The organism is Erwinia sp. STN24 (assembly GCF_041320675.1).
Lineage (GTDB): Bacteria > Pseudomonadota > Gammaproteobacteria > Enterobacterales > Enterobacteriaceae > Erwinia > Erwinia aeris.
In genome coordinates this window covers 356,251-374,484 of the sequence record NZ_JBGGPM010000003.1, presented here as the reverse complement: position 1 = coordinate 374,484, position 18,234 = coordinate 356,251, and the positions used below count along the sequence as shown (strand labels likewise).

Sequence of the window (18,234 nt, the reverse complement as noted above, 5' to 3'; positions counted from 1 at the left end):
CCCGACCTTTAAGGCCGGGAAAACGTCAGCTTACTGACCTTTAACTTCTTTCAGACCGTTGAACGGCGCACGGCTGCCCAGCGATTCTTCGATACGGATCAGCTGGTTGTACTTGGCAACACGGTCAGAACGGCTCATAGAACCGGTTTTGATCTGGCCCGCTGCGGTACCTACTGCCAGGTCGGCAATAGTTGCGTCTTCGGTTTCGCCTGAACGGTGAGAAATCACTGCGGTATAGCCCGCGTCTTTCGCCATTTTGATTGCAGCCAGGGTTTCGGTCAGAGAACCGATCTGGTTGAATTTGATCAGAATGGAGTTAGCGATGCCTTTCTCGATACCTTCTTTCAGGATTTTGGTGTTGGTCACGAACAGGTCGTCGCCCACCAGCTGGATTTTGTCGCCCAGCACTTTGGTCTGATAGGCAAAGCCGTCCCAGTCGGATTCGTCCAGGCCGTCTTCGATAGAGACGATTGGGTACTGTTTGGTCAGATCTTCCAGGAAGTGAGTGAACTCTTCGGAAGTGAAGGCTTTGTTGCCTTCGCCAGCCAGTACATATTTGCCGTCTTTGTAGAATTCAGAAGCCGCACAGTCCATCGCCAGCGTGATGTCTTTGCCCAGCTCGTAGCCTGCTGCTTTTACCGCTTCCGCGATAACGGCCAGCGCTTCGGCGTTGGAGCCCAGGTTTGGCGCATAGCCGCCTTCGTCGCCTACAGCGGTGCCCATGCCTTTAGACTTCAGCACTTTTGCCAGGGTGTGGAACACTTCAGAACCCATGCGGATCGCTTCTTTCAGCGTTTTCGCGCCTACTGGCTGGATCATGAATTCCTGAATGTCGACGTTGTTGTCGGCGTGCTCACCGCCGTTGATGATGTTCATCATTGGCAGCGGCATAGAGAATTTGCCCGGGGTGCCGTTCAGCTCGGCGATGTGCTCATACAGCGGCATGCCTTTAGCGGCAGCAGCAGCTTTAGCCGCAGCCAGAGAAACGGCCAGAATGGCGTTAGCGCCAAATTTGGATTTGTTTTCGGTGCCGTCAAGATCGATCATGATCTTGTCGATGTTTGCCTGGTCTTTGGCATCTTTGCCGGTTACCGCGTCAGCGATTGGGCCGTTAACGGCTGCAACGGCTTTGGTCACGCCTTTACCCAGGAAACGAGATTTGTCACCGTCACGCAGTTCCAGCGCTTCACGGGAACCGGTAGAAGCGCCTGATGGTGCGGCCGCCATACCGACAAAACCGCCTTCCAGATGCACTTCTGCTTCAACGGTCGGGTTGCCACGAGAGTCGATGATTTCGCGACCGATGACTTTAACGATTTTGGACATTAGTTTTTCCTCAGTACAAGTTAACTTAAAACTCAGACAAACAACGCGCGAAAATAGTTCTTATCTTTCGAGCCGGAGCGGTGCTGGCTGGCTCACCCCGGTCACTTACTAAAGTAAGCGCCGGGGATCCACTCGATAGCCGCCTTGCTTCAGCTCAAAACCTGGCAAGTATAAATTCGCGCGCTGCCATGAAAACTACTTATTTCGCCAAACGCTTCTGGTGCTCGCTGGCTGCCTTAACGAAGCCGGCGAAGAGTGGATGACCGTCACGCGGCGTTGAGGTGAATTCCGGGTGGAACTGACACGCAACAAACCACGGATGGTTCGGGATCTCAATGATCTCGACCAGCTGATCGTCACCAGAACGCCCGGCAACGCGTAATCCGGCCGCTTCAATCTGCTTTAACAGCATATTGTTGACTTCATAGCGGTGGCGATGGCGCTCAACGATGGTGTCGGAGCCATACAGCTGGCGCACCAGGCTGTCCGGCGTCAGCTGACACTGCTGGCTGCCCAGGCGCATGGTGCCGCCCAGATCGCTCTTCTCAGAACGCACTTCAACGTTGCCCTCTTCGTCGCGCCATTCGGTGATCAGCGCCACGACCGGGTACTTACAGTCTGGCACAAATTCCGTTGAGTTCGCATCCGCCATACCGGCTACGTTACGCGCGAACTCCATCAGCGCGACCTGCATCCCCAGGCAGATGCCCAGGTAAGGAATATTGTTTTCACGCGCGTAGCGAGCGGTCATCAGCTTGCCTTCCACGCCACGATAGCCGAAGCCGCCAGGGATCAGGATAGCATCCAAATCTTTCAGAATTTCTACGCCACGGCTTTCCACATCCTGCGAATCGATCAGCTTGATGTTGACCGTTACGCGGTTTTTCAGGCCGCCGTGCTTCAGCGCTTCAATCACCGACTTATAGGCATCCGGCAGCTCAACATATTTGCCGACCATGCCGATGGTGACTTCGCCGCCCGGATTGGCTTCTTCATAGATAACCTGTTCCCATTCGGCCAGGTTCGCTTCCGGCGCGTTCAGGTTGAAGCGCTTGCAGATATAGTCATCCAGGCCCTGCGATTTGAGCATACCCGGAATTTTATAGATAGAATCAACGTCTTTCAGCGAAATAACCGCTTTTTCCGGCACGTTACAGAACAGCGCGATTTTCGCCCGCTCGTTGGCCGGCACGGCGCGGTCTGAACGGCAGATCAGCACGTCAGGCTGAATGCCGATAGAGAGCAGCTCTTTCACCGAGTGCTGGGTTGGCTTGGTTTTGACTTCACCCGCCGCCGCCATATAAGGCACCAGCGTCAGGTGCATGTACATGGTGTGCTCACGGCCAACGTCAACCGCCATCTGGCGGATCGCTTCAAGGAACGGCAGGGATTCGATGTCGCCGACGGTGCCGCCGATTTCCACCAGTACCACGTCGTGACCTTCGCCACCTTCGATGATGCGTTCTTTAATGGCGTTGGTGATGTGCGGGATCACCTGAATGGTCGCGCCCAGATAGTCGCCGCGACGCTCTTTGCGCAGCACTTCCGAGTAGATACGGCCAGTGGTGAAGTTGTTGCGGCGGCTCATTTTGGTGCGAATGAAGCGCTCATAGTGGCCCAGATCGAGATCCGTTTCCGCACCGTCATCGGTGACGAAGACTTCGCCGTGCTGAGTAGGGCTCATGGTACCCGGATCCACGTTGATATACGGGTCCAGCTTCATGATGGTCACATTAAGACCACGTGCTTCAAGAATGGCGGCCAGGGAGGCTGCGGCAATGCCTTTACCCAGAGAGGATACGACCCCGCCGGTCACAAAAATATAGTTCGTTGTCATGCTGAACCTGAGAAAGTAGGTTTAAAGACGATGGAATAACCAGGACGGGAAAACAGTATACGGGATTCCCCTGCATGCCACAATTAATCGTTTCCGGTTATGTGCCAGCCATCGTATTGACCGTCACGAGAGTACCCGATTCTCTGCGTGCTGAAGTTGATTACGATCACACTTTTGTTGAATCGAGTCAGCGAGTTATTCGCCACGAGGGAATAATTCGACCGCTGCCAGGATAGCAAAGCGGAAAAAACAAAAGGGGCGCGCTGGCCCGCCGCGAAAGACGGGCTAACGGACGGGAGAAACAGATTTTCCCTTTTCAGGCCCTGCTATTCCTTCGCCTTCACCTGCTGCCAGGCGGCCTCCATTTGCTCCAGCGTGGCCTCCTGCATTGGCAATCCCTGTGCGGCGATAATTTCTTCTACCTGACGGAAGCGACGCTCGAATTTATCGTTGGCTTTTTGCAGCGCCGTTTCCGCTTTGCTGCCCAGATGCCGCGAGAGATTAACCGTGGCAAACAGCAGATCGCCAATCTCCTCTTCCAGCTTTTGCTGGTCGATGACCGCCTGTTTGGCTTCGTGCATCACTTCATCAATTTCTTCGTAAACTTTGTCCAGCACCGGGCCAAGCGTATGCCAGTCAAAGCCGACGTTGCTGCAACGCTTCTGGATTTTGTGCGCGCGCATCAGCGCGGGCAGCGCGCGAGGAATATCGTCCAGCGCCGAGTGCTGCGCTTTACCGGCACGTTCCTGCGTTTTAATCGCTTCCCAGTTCACCAGCACCTCTTTGCTGTCGCGAACCTGCGCATCGCCAAAGATATGCGGATGGCGACGCTCCAGCTTGTCGCTGATGGTCTGGCAAACGGCATTAAAGTCAAAGCGCCCTTCTTCCTGCGCCATCTGCGCATAGAACACCACCTGAAACAGCAGATCGCCCAGCTCGCCCTGCAGGTCGTCAAAATCTTCGCGGCTGATGGCGTCCAGCACTTCATAGGTTTCTTCAAGGGTGTAAGGCGCGATGCTGGCAAAGGTCTGCTCACGATCCCACGGGCAGCCAGCTAGCGGATCGCGCAGGGTTTTCATGATGCCCAGCAGGCGATCGATAGCGTTCATAACGGAGTCCATTTGTAAGGAAGAAAAAAACGACTATACGGCATGGCAAGGCAAAATTCATGCAGGGAAAGGAATAAAGCTTCGGTCATCAGCAGACCACCTGCGCCCGGCCAGCGCGCTATCCCCTGACAGGGATAAACGCGGCCGGCGCGCAAAACGGCAACCAGGCAGCAGGCTTGCAGGGTCGTCGCCTAAGCAGGCCTGTCCGGGCAGGGGGAAGGCATTAATGCAGCCTTCTGGCGTCAATGATATCCGGCACCTGGTTCAGCCTGGCCAGCACGCGGCCCAGCACCTGCTGATTGTAAATTTCGATATCCATATCGATAGTCGCCAGCTGCTTTTTGGTATCGCTCCTGCTGGAGACGCCCAGCACGTTGACCTTCTCGTTGGCGAGGATAGTCGTGATGTCGCGCAGCAGGCCGCTGCGATCGTTGGCGGTGACGCGCACCACCAGCGAGTAGCCGCTGGAGTAGCTTTCGCCCCACACCGCATCGACAATTCTTTCCGGCGCGTGCGACATCAGCTCGGTCAGCTGATCGCAGTCGGCGCGGTGGATAGAGATGCCGCGTCCCTGGGTGATAAAGCCGGTGATATCGTCGCCGGGGATCGGCTGGCAGCAGCGGGCGATATGGTGCATCAGGTTGCCGACGCCCTCGACCACCACGCGGCCGCTCTCCTTGCTGCGCGGCACGGAGGATTTCAGCGTCAGCTGGCGCAGCGCCTCGCGATCTTCTTCTTCCGCGCTCGGCTTGTTCAGCTTCGATTGCAGGAAGTTGCTCATCTGGTTCAGACGAATATCGCCGCCGCCGATAGCGGCCAGCAGCTCGTCCAGCGAGTTGACGTTATAGCGCGGCAGCAGCAGCTTTTCCGCCTCTTTCAGGCTGATATCCAGGTGATCCAGCTCGTTATCGAGGATCTGCTTGCCCGCGACGATATTTTTATCGCGATCCTGCTTACGGAACCAGGCGTGAATTTTTGATCGCCCACGGCTGGTGGTGACGTAGCCCAGGTTGGGATTCAGCCAGTCGCGGCTTGGGTTCGGCTGCTTTTGGGTGATGATGTCGATTTGATCGCCCATCTGCAGCTGATAGGTAAAGGGCACGATGCGGCCACCGATTTTTGCGCCGATGCAGCGGTGGCCGATATCGCTGTGGATATGGTAAGCAAAGTCCAGCGGCGTGGAGCCAGCGGGCAGATCCACCACGTCGCCTTTAGGCGTAAACACATAGACGCGATCGTCAAAGACCTGGCTACGCACCTCGTCCAGCATTTCGCCGGAGTCCGCCATCTCTTCCTGCCAGGCAATCAGCTTACGCAGCCAGGCGATACGCTCTTCGTGCCCCGACGCGCCGCGCGCGCTGCCGGTCGTGCCGCCCTCTTTGTACTTCCAGTGTGCGGCCACGCCCAGCTCGGCGTCTTCATGCATCTGCCGCGTGCGGATCTGGATCTCAACGGTTTTGCCCTTCGGCCCCAGCACCACGGTATGAATCGACTGATAGCCGTTCGGCTTGGGATTGGCGACGTAGTCGTCAAATTCGCTGGGCAGGTGGCGATAAAGCGTATGCACTATCCCCAATGCGCCGTAGCAGTCCTGCAAACGTTCGGCGACGATACGCACGGCGCGCACGTCAAACAGCTCGTCGAACGCCAGCGATTTTTTCTGCATCTTGCGCCAGATGCTGTAGATATGTTTCGGGCGGCCGTACACTTCCGCTTTGACGCCCTGCCTGACGATCTCGTCACGCAGCGACTGCACGAAAGTGTCGATATACTGCTCGCGGTCGATGCGGCGCTCGTGCAGCAGTTTGGCGATGCGTTTGTATTCATCCGGGTGCAGATAGCGGAAGCAGAAATCCTCCAGCTCCCATTTCAGCTGGCCTATCCCTAAACGGTTAGCAAGCGGCGCATAGATATTGGTGCACTCTTTGGCGGCAAGCACGCGCTCGTCTTCCGGCGCGTCCTTCACCTCGCGCAGATGGGCGATACGCTCGGCCAGCTTGATTACCACGCAGCGGAAATCTTCCACCATCGCCAGCAGCATGCGCCTGACGTTATCGACCTGCTCCGAAGCCATAGAGTCGTTGTGGGTCGCTTTCAGCTGGCGGATGGCGTCCATATCCCGTACGCCGTGCACCAGCGAGACGATGGCTTTGCCGTACTTTTCTTCCAGCACCTCTTCGGACACCACGCCCGCGTCCGCCAGAGGAAAAAGCAGCGCGGCGCGCAGGCTTTCGCTGTCCATGCTGAGCATGGAGAGGATCTCCACCATTTCGACGCCGCGCCAGAGCAGGAGCGCCGCATCGGGATGATGGCGGGTGGTTTCTTCGCAATAGCGCCAGGTATCGGCCAGTCGTTCGCATGACTGGGGATTCGCGATCCCCAAACTGGTGATCCACTGGTCGAGCGCAAACTCACCGGCCGTATTCAGATGTGCACTTCTTACCGCAACCATATCCTCTCCAAACCTCCTTCCGGGAAGCTATTTTCGGCTGAATAACACCATGGATTCGACGTGCCCGGTATGCGGAAACATATCAAGCAGGGTAATCCTTTCTGGTCGATAGCCGGCAGCCAGGAAAATCTGGCTGTCCCGGGCAAGTGTAGTCGGATTACAGGAAACATAGACCACGCTTTCCGGCGCAAGTTTAATAATGTGAGGGATCGCTTCTGCCGCGCCAGCGCGGGCCGGATCCAGCAGTACCTTATTAAAACCTTCCGCCGCCCAGGGCTGCGCCGTCACTTCTTCTTCCAGGTTATGCTGATAAAATGCAATGTTATTCAGATTATTCAGGCCCGCATTATACGCACCCTTTGCCACTAATGCTGCAACCCCCTCCACACCGGTGACATTTTCCACCCGCTTTCCTGAAGGAAGCGTAAAGTTTCCCATGCCGCAGAACAGATCCAGCAGGCGGTCGGTGGGCTGCAAATCCAGCCACGCCATCGCCTGAGCCACCATCTGCTGATTCAGCTCGCCGTTGACCTGAATAAAGTCGCGCGGGCTGAACGTCAGCGTCAGGCCGTCGAGCTGATAGAACGGCATCTCGCCAGCGATCTGCTCCAGCGTTTCGCTGTCCGGCGCCAGAAAAAGCGCGACCTGCTGGCTATGCGAAAACCGTTCCAGTTTCTCTCTGTCTGCCGCGCTGAGCGGATCGAGATGGCGCAGCACCAGCAGCGGGCCGTTGTCCGCCAGTACCAGCTCGGCATGGCCCAGCCTTCTTACGGCCTGCAGGCTGCTTAGTACCTGGTGCAACGGCTGCAGCAGTGCATCAAGTTCGGGCTTCAAAACGGGGCATTGCGTAATGGCGACCAGCTCGCTGGAGGCGGCCTGGCGAAAGCCCATTTGCAGCGTCTGGCTGCGCGCATGATAGTGCAGACCCAGACGAGCGCGGCGGCGGTAGCCGTACGCGCTGCCGGCGATAATATTCTCCACCGCCACCGGCTCGCCAATTTGCTGGCTCAGCAGGCGCGACAGCGCTTTGGCCTTGCTGCGCTGCTGTAGCTCGGGCGAAGCGTGCTGCTGCTGGCAGCCGCCGCAGCGGCCAAAGTAAGGACAGGCTGGCGCAACCCGTTCCGGGCTGGTCGACAGAAGCCGTTTTGTCCTGGCCCGCGCCCAGCTGCGTTTCTCTTCCACGATTTCTACTTCCGCCTGCTCGCCGGGCAGCGCACCGCTGACAAACAGCGTTTTGCCATGATGGTGCGCCACGCCCTGGCCGGAGCCGTCAAGGTCAGTAACCGTCACGGTCATGATCTGGCGGGTCGTCACGCGCCGTTTTGCAGAGTAGAATTGCGCCATTACTTTTGTCTCGACAGTGGTTAAACCCGCGTAGCCTACACCAGCATCAGGATTAATTCGACTGGCGACGGCGCCACAGGATAATTATGACCAAATACAGCCTGCGGGCACGAATGATGATCTTGATTCTGGCGCCTACGCTGATGATTGGGCTGCTGCTGAGCACGTTTTTTATCGTGCATCGCTATAACGAACTGCAGCGCCAGCTGGTGGATGCCGGCATCAATATTATCGAACCGCTGGCGGTTTCCAGCGAATACGGCATGACGTTCCACAGCAAAGAGGCGGTGCGGCAGCTGGTCAGCCTGCTCCACCGTCGCCATTCCGATATCGTGCGCGCCATTACCGTTTTCGACGCGCAGAATCAGCTTTTTGTCACGTCCAACTATCACGCCAGCGCCGACAAGCTGCGTCTGCCGGCAGACGCGACCTTCTCTACCCCCTTCAGCTATCAGCGGCTGGGCAATTCGGTCATTTTGCGCACGCCCATTTTATCGGAAAGCTATTATCCCGATGAGTCGCCGGTCGAGGACGCCAAACCCAACGGCAATCCGTTGGGCTATGTCGCCATTGAACTGGATCTGCAGTCGGTGCGGCTGCAGCAGTATAAAGAAGTTTTTGTTTCCACCCTGCTGCTGCTGCTCTGCCTTTGCCTGGCCATGCTGTTCGCCTATCGTCTGATGCGCGACGTCACCGGCCCGATCCGCGATATGGTCAATACCGTCGATCGTATTCGACGCGGCCAGCTGGACAGCCGCGTCACGGGCCATATGCTCGGCGAGCTGGATATGCTGAAAAACGGCATTAACTCAATGGCGATGTCGCTGACCGCCTATCACGAAGAGATGCAGCAAAATATCGATCAGGCGACGTCCGATCTGCGCGAAACCCTGGAACAGATGGAGATCCAGAACGTCGAGCTGGATCTGGCTAAAAAACGCGCCCAGGAGGCCGCGCGAATTAAGTCGGAGTTCCTGGCGAATATGTCGCACGAGCTGCGCACGCCGCTTAACGGCGTAATTGGCTTTACCCGCCAGACGCTGAAAACACCGCTGAATATTACACAGCGCGACTATCTGCATACCATTGAGCGTTCGGCCAACAACCTGCTGAGCATCATTAACGACGTGCTGGATTTCTCCAAGCTGGAGGCGGGCAAGCTGGTGCTGGAAACCATCCCGTTCCCGCTGCGCGCCACCCTGGATGAAGTCGTCGTCCTGCTGGCGCCGTCCGCACATGAAAAAGGGCTGGAGCTGACGCTGAGCATTCAGTCCGACGTGCCCGACAACACTATCGGCGATCCGCTACGCCTACAGCAAATCATCGTCAACCTGTTGGGCAATGCGATTAAGTTTACCGAACACGGCAACATCGATATCTGCATTGAGAAGCGCTCCCAGAGCAACAACCGCGTTGACCTTGAGGTGCAGATCCACGATACCGGCATCGGCATCGCTGAAAAGCAGCAGTCGCAGCTGTTCCAGGCTTTCCGCCAGGCCGACGCCAGCATTTCCCGACGCCATGGCGGCACCGGGCTGGGGCTGGTGATTACGCAAAAGCTGGTTAACGAAATGGGCGGCGAGATCTCTTTTCATAGCCGGTTGAATCAGGGCTCCACCTTCTGGTTTCACGTCAATCTGGCGCTGAACCCGAATGCCGCTCAGGATCCGCGCGCCGTAGCCTGTCTGGAAGGCAAAACGCTGGCTTATATAGAGGCGAATCCGGCCGCCGCGCAGGCCACGCTGGCGCTGCTGGCCAGCACGCCGCTGGCCGTCAGCTATAGCCCAACGCTTGCCGGGCTGCCGCAGGCGCATTACGACACGCTGCTGATTGGTTTGCCGGTCAGCCAGGAACCTTCGCGGCAGCTGCCCTGGCAGGCACTGCCCGCGCTTGAGCGTGCAGATAATGTGATTATGGCTCTGCCCTGCCAGATGCAGACCTGGGCGGAAGAGCTGAAAGATAAAGGCGTCAGTGCCTGCCTGCTGAAGCCGGTTTCGCTGTCGCGGCTGCTGCCGGTGCTGCTCGATCACCATACCCGCGAAGAAAACGATCTGCCCCGCCGCCACAAGCTGCCGCTGACGGTGATGGCCGTCGATGACAATCCGGCGAACCTGAAGCTGATCGGCGCTCTGCTGGAGGAACAGGTTGAACGGGTGGTGCTGTGCGACAGCGCGATGATGGCGATCCAGCAGGCGAAAACCCAGCCGCTGGACGTTATCCTGATGGATATTCAGATGCCGGAAATTGACGGGATTCGTGCCAGCGAGCTGATCCGCGAGCTGCCTGCGCACGCCTCCACGCCGATTGTCGCCGTGACGGCGCATACGCTGGATGGCGAAAGAGCGCAGCTGATTAAGGCGGGCATGAACGATTATCTGGCCAAGCCTATCGACGAGGCCAGGCTGGAAAACCTGCTGCTGCGCTATGCGCCGCACAAAGCGCAGCCTCTTGCCGCGCCGGGCACGCTTTCTGCCTCTCTGGACTGGGATCTGGCGCTGCGTCAGGCGGCCAACAAGCCCGATCTGGCGCGCGATCTGCTGCAAATGCTGGTGGATTTCCTGCCTGAAGTGCAGAAACAGGTTGAAAGCCATATGGCGGAAGGCGACGTCGGGGCGCTGCGCGATATCATTCATAAACTGCACGGCAGCGCCAGCTACAGCGGCGTTCCCCGCATGAAGCTGCTGTGCCAGCAGCTGGAGCAAAGCCTGCGCGGCGGCATGCCCGTTGAAGACGTCGAGCCGGAGCTGTTTGAACTACTGGACGAGATGCAAAACGTCGCCCGGCTGGCGCAGGAAAAGCTGACGAGGGTAGCGGGCAAGGGACGCTGAGGCCAGGCGTCGCGCCAGCAAGGAAAACACAACGGCCCGGCCTGAGAGAAAACCAGCGGAGCAGCAGGCCGATGCAAAAGGCTTGTTGTTACAGAAGCCCTGTTTGCTCTCAGACTGTACCGGGCGCGCTTGCCCATCCGGCCACGGCAAACAAAACGGAGTGAACGAGTCAGGAAAGTTTCTGGCCAATCGCCAGCGCGGCGGCGATGTTCCGTGCCGTCATGCGCACGTTATCCGCCGCATTTTCCAGCGCGTCGTCCAGCGTACAAATGCTGTAAATAACGCTGAATACCGCATCCAGACCGTGCTGATGCACGACCGCGACATCTTTGGTCAGGCTGCCCGCGATGCCGATAACCGGCTTGTTATAGCGCTTGGCGACTTTCGCTACCCCGATCGGCACTTTGCCGTGAATGGTCTGGCTGTCAATGCGCCCTTCGCCGGTGATCACCAGCGTGGCGTCCCGCACCAGCTCGTCCAGCCCCAGCGCCTCGGTCACGATTTCAATGCCGCGCCGCAGTTCCGCGCCGCAAAAAGCGTGCAGCGCCACGCCCATCCCGCCTGCCGCGCCGCCGCCGGGGATCGACAGCACGTCGATATCCAGATCCCGCCGGATAATCCGGGCATAGTGCGCCAGCGCGTTATCCAGCTGTTCCACCAGCTCCGGCGTAGCCCCTTTCTGCGGGCCGAACACGGCGGAAGCGCCCTCTTTACCCAGCAGCGGATTGGTGACGTCGCAGGCAACCTCAAAACGGCAGTTTTTGATCCGCGCATCCAGTTCGCTGATGTCTATCGTCGCCAGATCGTTAAGCCTGCCGCCGCCTAAACCGATTTGTCTGCCCTGGCTGTCGAGCAGTTTTGCGCCCAGCGCCTGCACCATACCCGCGCCGCCGTCATTGGTTGCGCTGCCGCCGATGCCGATAATAAAACGCTGTACGCCCTTATCCAGCGCGCTGCGGATCAGTTCGCCGGTGCCAAAAGAGGTGGTGATCAGCGGATCGCGCCGCGCCGCAGGCACCAGTTCCAGCCCGCTGGCCGCCGCCATTTCGATATAGGCGCAGCTGTCGTCACCGGAAAGACCGTAAAAGGCGTCGACCTCTTCGCCCAGCGGGCCGGTGACGCGCAGGCGTACGGTTTTGCCGCCCGTCGCCGCCACCATCGCCTCGACCGTGCCTTCGCCGCCGTCCGCGACGGGCAGTTTGACATACTGAGCTTCGGGAAATATTTCCCTGAATCCCTGCTCGATTTGCGTGGCGACCTGCTGAGCCGACAGGCTTTCTTTATACGAATCCGGTGCGATTACTATTTTCATACGTTAATCCGTGCGCGGGGCCGGGAAGGTTCCGGCCTGGATCAGCAGGCCGGACCACGGGACTATTTGATTTCGACTTTCGCCAGTTTTTCGTAATAGCAGGCCAGCGCGCTGTGATCGGCCGTGCCCAGCCCGTCAGCTTTCAGCGCCTGCATCATTTCCATTACCGCCGCCGTGAGCGGCAGCTGCGCGCCTACGCCGTGCGACGTATCCAGGGCGTTAGCCAGATCTTTAATATGCAGATCGATACGAAAACCCGGCTTGAAGTTGCGGTTCATCACCATTGGCGCTTTGGCATCCAGCACCGTGCTGCCCGCCAGGCCGCCGCGTATCGCCTGGTAGACCAGATCCGGGTTGACGCCCGCTTTGGTCGCCAGCGTCAGCGCTTCCGCCATTGCCGCGATATTCAACGCAACAATCACCTGGTTAGCCAGCTTGGTCACGTTGCCCGCGCCAATCTCGCCGGTGTGAACCACCGAGCCTGCCATCGCTTTCATAATATCGTAGCACTTATCGAACAGCTCTTTGTCGCCGCCGACCATCACCGAAAGCGTGCCGTCGATGGCTTTAGGTTCGCCGCCGCTGACCGGCGCATCCAGCAGCGCGACGCTTTTTTTCGCCAGCGCTTCATGAATTTCACGGCTCGCCAGCGGCGCGATGGAGCTCATATCGATCACGATAGTGCCCGCCTTCGCGCCTTCGATTACGCCACCTTCGCCCAGCAGCACTTCTTTCACGTGCGGCGAGTTGGGCAGCATGGTGATAATCACGTCGCTCTGCTCCGCCACCGCTTTTGCCGAATCGCCGGACGTCGCGCCCAGCGCAACCAGCTCCGCCACGCTTTCCGCATTGTGATCGCGCACCACCAGCGAGTAGCCGGCCTTAATTAAGTTTTTGCTCATGGGCTTGCCCATGATACCCAGACCTATAAATCCGATTTTCATCTTTGTCTCCTGAACAGTGGGTTATTTTTTAAAGCGATCGCACAGGGCCTGCGTGGCGCCACGGAATACGCCTAAATCGCTGCCTACCGCAACAAAACCGGCGCCCCATTCCAGATAGCGGCGGGCATCGGCCTCCACCGGGGCCAGAATGCCGCTCGGCTTGCCGGCCGCTTTGGCGCGCTCAAAGATATATTTGATCACCTTCAGCACTTCCGGATGGGCGGGCTGCCCCAGGTAGCCCAGCGCGGCCGAGAGATCGCCCGGCCCGACGAAAATGCCGTCCACGCCTTCTACCGCCGCGATAGCGTCAATGTTATCCACGCCCTGCTGCGTTTCGATCTGCACCAGCACGGTGATGTTGTCGTTGATGATGGTGTTGTACTGCGGCACGGTGCCGTACATATTGCTGCGGTGCGAAACCGATACGCCGCGAATGCCCATCGGCGGATAGCGGGTGGAGGCCACCGCGCGCACCGCTTCCTCTTCCGTTTCGACAAACGGGATCAGGAAGTTGGAAAAACCGATATCCAGCAGGCGCTTGATGATGACCGGCTCGTTGGTCGGCGGCCGCACCACCGGCGCGCTGACGCTGCCCTTCAGCGCCATCAGCTGCGGAATAAAAGTGGTGATGTCGTTCGGCGCATGTTCGCCATCCAGCACCAGCCAGTCGAAGCCTGCCAGTCCTAACACTTCCGTGGTCAGCGGGTTAGCCAGCGCGCACCAGCTGCCGATTAAGGTTTCGCCTGCCAGCAGGCGCTGACGAAAGCTGTTCGGCGTATTTACGTAGCTCATCGGTTTCTCCAGAAATTGGGTTAGCGCACCAGGCATGGGCGTTTGTTATCAAACGTCCAGTCCGGCACCAGGAATTGCATAGCCTGCGCGTCGTCGCGCGCGCCCAGACCGTGTTTCAGGTAAAGCTCGTGCGCTTTCATAACGCGATCCATATCCAGCTCTACGCCCAGGCCCGGCCTGTCCGGCACCTGTACCATGCCGCCCTTGATTTGCAAAGGCTGCTGCGTCAGGCGCTGGTTGCCTTCCTGCCAGATCCAGTGGGTATCGATAGCGGTGATTTTGCCGGGTGCCGCCGCCGCAACGTGGGTAAACATCGCCAGCGAAACGTCAAAATGGTTATTGGAGTGGGAGCCCCAGGTCAGGCCGAAGTCATGACACATCTGCGCGACGCGTACGGAACCCTGCATCGTCCAGAAGTGCGGATCCGCCAGCGGAATGTCGACGGACTGCAAAGAGAGCGTGTGCCCCATCTGACGCCAGTCGGTGGCAATCATATTGGTGGCCGTTGGCATGCCCGTCGCGCGACGGAACTCGGCCATCACTTCGCGACCGGAATAGCCCTGCTCCGCGCCGCAAGGATCTTCGGCGTAGGCCAGCACGTCTTTCAGCTGCTTGCCCAGCTCGATCGCTTCGTTGAGCGACCAGGCGCCGTTAGGATCGAGCGTAATGCGCGCCTCGGGAAAACGCTTCGCCAGCGCGGTCACCGCTTCGGCCTCTTCGCTCCCGGCCAGCACGCCGCCTTTCAGTTTGAAATCGTTGAAGCCATATTTTTCATAGGCGGCTTCCGCCAGGCGCACCACGGTTTCAGGCGTCAGCGCCTCTTCATGACGCAGGCGATACCAGTCGCAGCTGTCGTCCGGCTGGCTCTGATAAGGCAGCGAGGTTTTTCGGCGATCGCCGACGTAAAAGAGATAGCCCAGCATTTCCACGCGATCGCGCTGCTGCCCATCGCCCAGCAGGGAGGCAACGTTGACGCCAAGGTGCTGGCCCAGCAGGTCCAGCAGCGCCGCTTCGATGCCGGTCACCACGTGGATAGTGGTACGCAAATCGAAAGTCTGGTTGCCGCGCCCGCTCGCATCGCGATCGGCAAAGGTGTTGCGCACGTGGCTGAGCAGATTTTTATATTCGCCAATGCCGTGGCCGACCAGCAGCGCCGCCGCTTCTTCCAGCGTCTTGCGAATTTTTTCGCCGCCGGGAATTTCACCGACGCCCGTGTGGCCGGAATTATCTTTAATGATAACGATATTGCGGGTAAAGAATGGCGCGTGGGCGCCGCTGAGGTTCAGCAACATGCTGTCGTGACCGGCGACCGGGATGACCTGCATTTCTGTGATCAGTGGAGTAGCCTGACTCATAACGTATTCCTTCTGTAAGGTTCAGCGCCCAAAGGCCGGGCGTTTGCGATCGAATGTCCAGCCGGGGATCAGGTATTGCATGGCGGCGGCATCGTTGCGCGCGCCGCCGGGCAGCGTTTTATAAAGCGCATGGGCTTTTTCAATTTGCGCCCAGTCCAGCTCAATGCCCAGCCCCGGCGCATCCGGCACGGCGATCTTGCCGTTGCGGATCTGCAAAGGTTCTTTGGTCAGGCGCTGATCGCCTTCCTGCCAGATCCAGTGGGTATCAATGGCCGTCGGCTTGCCCGGCGCGGCGGCGCCCACGTGCGTAAACATCGCCAGCGAAATATCGAAGTGGTTATTGGAATGGCAGCCCCAGGTCAGCCCCCAGTCGTCGCACAGCTGGGCGACACGCACCGCACCGCTCAGCGTCCAGAAGTGCGGATCGGCCAGCGGAATATCGACGGCGTTCAGCATTACGGCATGGTTCATTTCCCGCCAGTTAGTGGCGATCATATTGGTGGCAACCGGCAGGCCGGTCGCGCGGCGGAATTCCGCCATTACCTCACGGCCCGAAAAGCCCTGCTCCGCGCCGCACGGATCTTCCGCATAGGTCAGAATGCCCTGCATGTCTTTACACAGCGCGATAGCTTCATCAAGCAGCCAGGCACCGTTGGGATCGACGGTGATGCGCGCTTCGGGAAAACGTTTTTTCATCGCTTTCACCGCGTCGATCTCCTGCTCGCCCGGCAGCACGCCGCCTTTGAGCTTGAAATCCTTGAAGCCATATTTATCCTGCGCGGCTTCCGCCAGCCGCACCACGGCCTCGCTGTCCATCGCCTTCTGATGACGCAGGCGATACCAGTCGTGCGGGGCGTTCTCGCCGTTCAGGTAAGGAAGATCGGTTTTTTCCCGGTCGCCGATATAGAACAGATACCCCAGCACCGTCACTTCATCACGCTGTTTGCCCGGCCCCAGCAGTTCCGCGACCGGTACGTTCAGGCACTGTCCCAGCAGATCCAGCAGCGCCGCTTCCAGCGCGGCCACCGCGTTGACGCGCAGTTCAAACGTCCACGCGCCTTTGCCGAAGTTATCAAAATCCGCCGACTGGTTGCCCCGATGCACCTCCTGCACCAGCCGGTTCATCCTGGCGACTTCCCGCCCTTTGACCTGGGGGACGGCATCCAGCAGCGTCTGGTAAATCGTCTCGCCGCCCGGCGCTTCTCCCACGCCGGTGTGTCCGGCGCTGTCGGTCAGCACCACGATATTGCGGGTAAAGTAAGCGCCGTGCGCGCCGCCGATATTCAGCAACATGCTGTCGTATCCCGCTACCGGGATCACTTTCATATCGGTGATCGTCGGGCTGCTTTGCGTCGTCATAACTCGTCCTTACAAAGGTTTCAGTTCAATACGCTTGATATCGCGTACCAGCACCAGGTAGCTCATTACCGCGACAAACGCATGAATACAAACGTAAATCAGCGCGCCGTTATAGGAGCCGGTCGTGGCGATGATGTAACCGATCACCACCGGCGTGACGATGCCGGAAATGTTGCCGAACATATTGAACAGCCCGCCGCTAAGCCCGCTGATCTCTTTCGGCGCGGTATCCGCCATCACCGCCCAGCCCAGCGCGCCAATCCCTTTGCCGAAGAAAGCCAGCGCCATAAAGAACACCACCACCCATTCCGTATCGACGTAGTTACAGACCACCATGGTGATAGAGAGCAGCATGCCGAGAACGATTGGGGTTTTACGGGCGATATTCAGCGAGCCGGTTTTACGCATCAGCCAGTCGGAAATAATGCCGCCCAACACGCCGCCCAGGAAACCGCAGATGGCCGGAATCGACGCCACCATGCCGGCCTTCAGAATGGACATGCCGCGCGCCTGCACCAGATAAACCGGGAACCAGGTGATAAAGAAGTAGGTTAAGGCGTTAATGCAGTACTGACCCAGGTAGATACCTATCATCATTCTTGAGGTAATCAGCTGCTTTATCTGCGCTTTTTTCTCCGCCCAGCTGACCTTACGCTCGGCTTTTTTCATATCCATATTAATCAGCGCGCCGCCCTGCTCCATATATTCCAGCTCGGCTTTATTGACGCCCGGATGGTCGTTCGGATCGTGGATCACTTTGAGCCAGATAAAGCTGATGATGATGCCCAGCCCGCCCATAAACCAGAACACGTGCGCCCAGCCGACTTCGGAGGTAAGCCAGCCCATGATCGGCGCGAAGATCACCGTGGCGAAGTACTGCGCCGAGTTAAAAATAGCGACGGCGGTGCCGCGCTCCTGCGCGGGGAACCAGGCGGCGACGATGCGGCTGTTGCCGGGAAAAGAAGGCGCTTCCGCCAGGCCGACCATAAACCTGAGCATAAACAGCGTGACGATAATGCTGAAGCCGCTGAGCAGATCGACAAAGCCCTGCAACAGCGTGAACAGCGACCACAGGAAGATGCTCCAGAAATAGACGCGCTTTGAGCCGAACCGGTCCAGCAGCCAGCCGCCGGGGATCTGCCCTATTACGTAAGCCCATGAGAAAGCGGAGAAGATATAGCCCAGCCCGACCGGATCCAGCCCGATGTCTTTCGACATTGCCGAACCGGCGATAGCGATAGTGGCGCGGTCGCCATAATTAAATGAGGTGACGATAAATAGCATCACCACTATCCAGTAGCGAGCATTAGTTCTTTTTTGCACGGTGCTCGCAGCACTGCTGATTGAATCCATGATGCACTCCTGAAATATAGCGGTCAGGCAAACTCACTCTGGACTGCATACACATCGCGTTGGGTATCAGAATGATGTCAGGTTAAACACAGCGATTAAGTGGCAGAATAATCACAACGTTCAAAGCTCTCGTCCCGTTTGTTAAAAAGTATAGGGAGGCCACTCAGGTAAAGCACCGGTAAAAAGCACTATTAAAACGGGAAAAACCCAGAGATGTTCTTGC

Annotated in this window: 12 protein-coding genes; 1 reads left to right on the top strand and 11 read right to left on the bottom strand. The window is 58.3% G+C overall.

Annotated features, from left to right (window positions below):
• Window positions 1-30: 30 nt before the first annotated feature.
• The 5 genes from eno to rlmD form a co-directional block, all read right to left on the bottom strand.
• A complete protein-coding gene (gene eno / locus ACA373_RS14295) occupies window positions 31-1,326 on the bottom strand; it encodes a phosphopyruvate hydratase (RefSeq protein ID WP_253458856.1) in 1,296 nt (431 codons plus the stop codon).
• Between the two features lie 199 nt (window positions 1,327-1,525).
• The gene (gene pyrG, locus ACA373_RS14290; RefSeq protein ID WP_253458853.1) at window positions 1,526-3,163 is read right to left on the bottom strand and encodes a glutamine hydrolyzing CTP synthase; all 1,638 of its coding nucleotides are present in this window, start codon (window positions 3,161-3,163) and stop codon (window positions 1,526-1,528) included.
• A gap of 326 nt (window positions 3,164-3,489) precedes the next feature.
• Window positions 3,490-4,272, bottom strand: a complete 783-nt coding sequence (mazG, locus tag ACA373_RS14285) for a nucleoside triphosphate pyrophosphohydrolase (protein ID WP_253458850.1) — start codon at window positions 4,270-4,272, stop codon at window positions 3,490-3,492.
• Window positions 4,273-4,495: 223 nt separating this feature from the next.
• Window positions 4,496-6,724 carry a GTP diphosphokinase gene (gene relA, locus ACA373_RS14280; RefSeq protein WP_253458847.1) on the bottom strand — a complete coding sequence of 743 codons (2,229 nt, stop codon included), beginning with the start codon at window positions 6,722-6,724 and terminating at the stop codon, window positions 4,496-4,498.
• A 27-nt stretch (window positions 6,725-6,751) separates the two neighbouring features.
• Window positions 6,752-8,068 carry a 23S rRNA (uracil(1939)-C(5))-methyltransferase RlmD gene (rlmD, locus tag ACA373_RS14275; RefSeq protein ID WP_301252640.1) on the bottom strand — a complete coding sequence of 439 codons (1,317 nt, stop codon included), beginning with the start codon at window positions 8,066-8,068 and terminating at the stop codon, window positions 6,752-6,754.
• Between the two features lie 86 nt (window positions 8,069-8,154).
• On the opposite strand from rlmD, the gene barA reads away from it, so the two are divergent.
• On the top strand, window positions 8,155-10,896 hold the full coding sequence (gene barA, locus ACA373_RS14270) for a two-component sensor histidine kinase BarA (RefSeq protein WP_370734703.1): 2,742 nt from the start codon (window positions 8,155-8,157) through the stop codon (window positions 10,894-10,896).
• A 169-nt stretch (window positions 10,897-11,065) separates the two neighbouring features.
• Here barA and ACA373_RS14265 read toward each other — a convergent pair whose 3' ends face one another.
• The 6 genes from ACA373_RS14265 to ACA373_RS14240 all read right to left on the bottom strand — a co-directional run bounded on the left by ACA373_RS14265 (window position 11,066) and on the right by ACA373_RS14240 (window position 18,011).
• Window positions 11,066-12,208 (bottom strand): glycerate kinase, encoded by a 1,143-nt coding sequence (locus ACA373_RS14265; RefSeq protein WP_253458838.1) that lies wholly within the window; start codon window positions 12,206-12,208, stop codon window positions 11,066-11,068.
• A 62-nt stretch (window positions 12,209-12,270) separates the two neighbouring features.
• On the bottom strand, window positions 12,271-13,152 hold the full coding sequence (gene garR, locus ACA373_RS14260) for a 2-hydroxy-3-oxopropionate reductase (RefSeq protein ID WP_253458835.1): 882 nt from the start codon (window positions 13,150-13,152) through the stop codon (window positions 12,271-12,273).
• 21 nt (window positions 13,153-13,173) lie between these two features.
• Window positions 13,174-13,944: a 2-dehydro-3-deoxyglucarate aldolase gene (gene garL / locus ACA373_RS14255; protein ID WP_253458833.1), complete on the bottom strand. Its 771-nt coding sequence runs from the start codon at window positions 13,942-13,944 to the stop codon at window positions 13,174-13,176.
• 20 nt (window positions 13,945-13,964) lie between these two features.
• Window positions 13,965-15,299 carry a glucarate dehydratase gene (gene gudD / locus ACA373_RS14250; RefSeq protein WP_301252642.1) on the bottom strand — a complete coding sequence of 445 codons (1,335 nt, stop codon included), beginning with the start codon at window positions 15,297-15,299 and terminating at the stop codon, window positions 13,965-13,967.
• 21 nt (window positions 15,300-15,320) lie between these two features.
• A complete protein-coding gene (locus ACA373_RS14245; RefSeq protein ID WP_253458827.1) occupies window positions 15,321-16,658 on the bottom strand; it encodes a glucarate dehydratase family protein in 1,338 nt (445 codons plus the stop codon).
• Between the two features lie 9 nt (window positions 16,659-16,667).
• The gene (locus ACA373_RS14240) at window positions 16,668-18,011 is read right to left on the bottom strand and encodes an MFS transporter (RefSeq protein ID WP_253458824.1); all 1,344 of its coding nucleotides are present in this window, start codon (window positions 18,009-18,011) and stop codon (window positions 16,668-16,670) included.
• Window positions 18,012-18,234: the final 223 nt, after the last annotated feature.